The organism is Mucilaginibacter sp. P4_E8, from assembly GCF_056401495.1.
In genome coordinates this window covers 1-2,313 of sequence record NZ_JBFUJG010000305.1, presented here as the reverse complement: position 1 = coordinate 2,313, position 2,313 = coordinate 1, and the positions used below count along the sequence as shown (strand labels likewise).

2 protein-coding genes are annotated in these 2,313 nt (G+C 36.2%); both read right to left on the bottom strand.

Going from position 1 to position 2,313, the window contains the following annotated elements; all coding sequences use genetic code 11:
* The coding region (locus AC1DRQ_RS30785) for an NAD-dependent epimerase/dehydratase family protein (RefSeq protein ID WP_477429828.1) at positions 1–468 on the bottom strand (468 nt) is incomplete at its 3' end.
* Between the two features lie 35 nt (positions 469–503).
* On the bottom strand, positions 504–1,586 hold the full coding sequence (locus AC1DRQ_RS30780; RefSeq protein WP_477429826.1) for an acyltransferase family protein: 1,083 nt from the start codon (positions 1,584–1,586) through the stop codon (positions 504–506).
* Positions 1,587–2,313: the final 727 nt, after the last annotated feature.

Genomic DNA, 2,313 nt, shown 5'->3' with positions numbered 1-2,313 from the left:
CTGGAAACGTTTGGCCTCGTCATACACACCGCGCGGACCTACCGGGTTAACATTACCCCAGTACTCCTCGGGCTGGGGGCTTATATTCGGGTCGCCATAAACCTCAGATGTGGAAGCTATCAGCATCCTTGCCCCTTTTGCCAGGGCCAGGCCCARCAGGTTATGCGTACCCAATGATCCAACTTTTAAGGTTTGGATAGGTATTTTTAAATAATCAATAGGGCTTGCCGGGGATGCAAAATGCAATACGTAATGCAGTTCGCCGGGTACATGTACAAAAGTGGAAACATCATGGTTATAAAACTCAAAATTCTCCAGCTTAAAAAGGTGTTCAATGTTACGCAGGTCGCCGGTAATGAGGTTATCCATACCAATTACATGGTAATCTTCCTTTATAAACCTGTCGCACAAATGCGAACCTAAAAACCCGGCTGCTCCGGTTATTAATATCCGTTTACGGTTTGCCATTTTTAATTATTTTTCTTTGGGTGATAAAATTTGTATTAATAAGGGAAAAATCTGCTATTGGTTACACTTCTTGCATTCTTAAAAGTAAGTCTCTGGTTTCTTTTCCTGTGAACCGTGCTGATCTTGTCTCCAAAAAGAAGCATTGATAATACTTTGTTTGAGCCGCACAACAATCTGAGCAGCAGAGGGAAACTTAGTCCTGCAATCAATCCGGTCAGTATCTGTAGCGGAATATTATGTACAGATAATTTGGTCAATAAAATCCTGGATGCAATGGTTCCAAATACATGAAACAGGTAAATGCTATAAGAAAAACCGCCAAGCCAAACCAATTTGCTGTTTTGATAACCGAGGCTTATCATCAATATGCAAGCGGTTGAGCCAACACCAAACGTTAAAAGATTAGCAACTATAACAGGTGAATCCGCATTAAGTATATATAACTGATAGCCTAATGAAAAGACGAATATTATGCCTGCTATTTTAATTATACCTTTTTTAAATATAACCTCATAAAATCTTTTTAGTGATAAACCCAGGATAAAGAATGTTAGTAAAAATGGTACCCTGTTCAAGCTGAAATAATTGAACTTGAAAGGTAATAATACAAAGATCAGCGCTGTTATTAGCAGGCAAATCATTGCGGATTTTAAAGTATTAAGCGCTTCAAAGTTTTCGAGAACGATAATAATCAGAAACACGATCATCATTCCTTGTAAAAACCAAAAATGTGTATACGGATACACATAAATACGCCAAATATCATTCAGGTCAATTTGTGAATTTGTTCCGGGAATAACGTATTGCAACAGATAGAAAAGAGTTGATACCACAACTAATGGTATCAATAGTCGATTAATTTTCCCAGTTATGAATTTGGAGTTGGAAGTAAACCTTGAAACCGGTTTATAAGCGTAAACAAAGCCCGATATAACCGTAAATAACGGAATTTGGATATATTGATACTCATAATACAAAAATCGCCATACAGAGTCATTAGCCACTTTTAATCCATTATCTGATACAGATCCTATGACGTAGCCCAATACTATTAAAATTATAGCAAGGCCCCTAAGCGTTTCTATACCTAAATTTTTATTAGTCTGGCCGATTTTCATTGTAACATAATTGAAGACAGAACAATAAAGTTTTCAAATTGCTCAACATGAATTTAACTGAACGATATGTTCACAGCTTCGCCCTTTCAATTACAAGTTATAGCTGGAAATAAGGGCTATTTGAGACTATCCGATCAAAATAGTTTTGCAAAACGCCAACAAAATATTAAAAATCAATAAGAATTTGTTTTTAATCAGGCGTTTTGATACCTAATTGTAAAAATGTGTACACAGATGAGAAATGAGTGAGTAAGATTGGATGTAATTTGATAAACCGGCTTTTTCTGAGCCGGTAAAATAGCGGGGAATGAAAAAGATAGCTGGGAAGGAGTTTAACAGGATGCTACAACAGCTAATTAAAACAAATTAAAAAACCACTGTACAAAACAAGTCGGCCTGCTTTGTACAGTGGTTTAAATTAATTCTAATAAAGTTAAATTATAATGTCAGATTATTGGCAGCAAGTTTCTTTAACCAAACTGTATAAGGAGTGCTCCATTTTATGATGCCATAATTAGCTTCCAATGCACTGCTTTTTTGAGGTTCATTAAACAGTTCATAAATGATAGCGACTTTAACCTGGGGGTTGCTTTTACACTTTGCTATGAATTTTGAAAGAAATGCATTCTGATCTGTTTCATACGTACTTGTATTTTTATACCTCTGGTTTATTTCTGTGAACCAGATAGGTTTGTCAGGAAACAGAGAGCCCAGCTTTTTAGTTTAG

Excerpts from the sequence above, each read along its gene's own strand:
- AC1DRQ_RS30780 (WP_477429826.1), bottom strand. The coding sequence starts at position 1,586 with ATGAAAATCGGCCAGACTAATAAAAATTTAGGTATAGAAACGCTTAGG.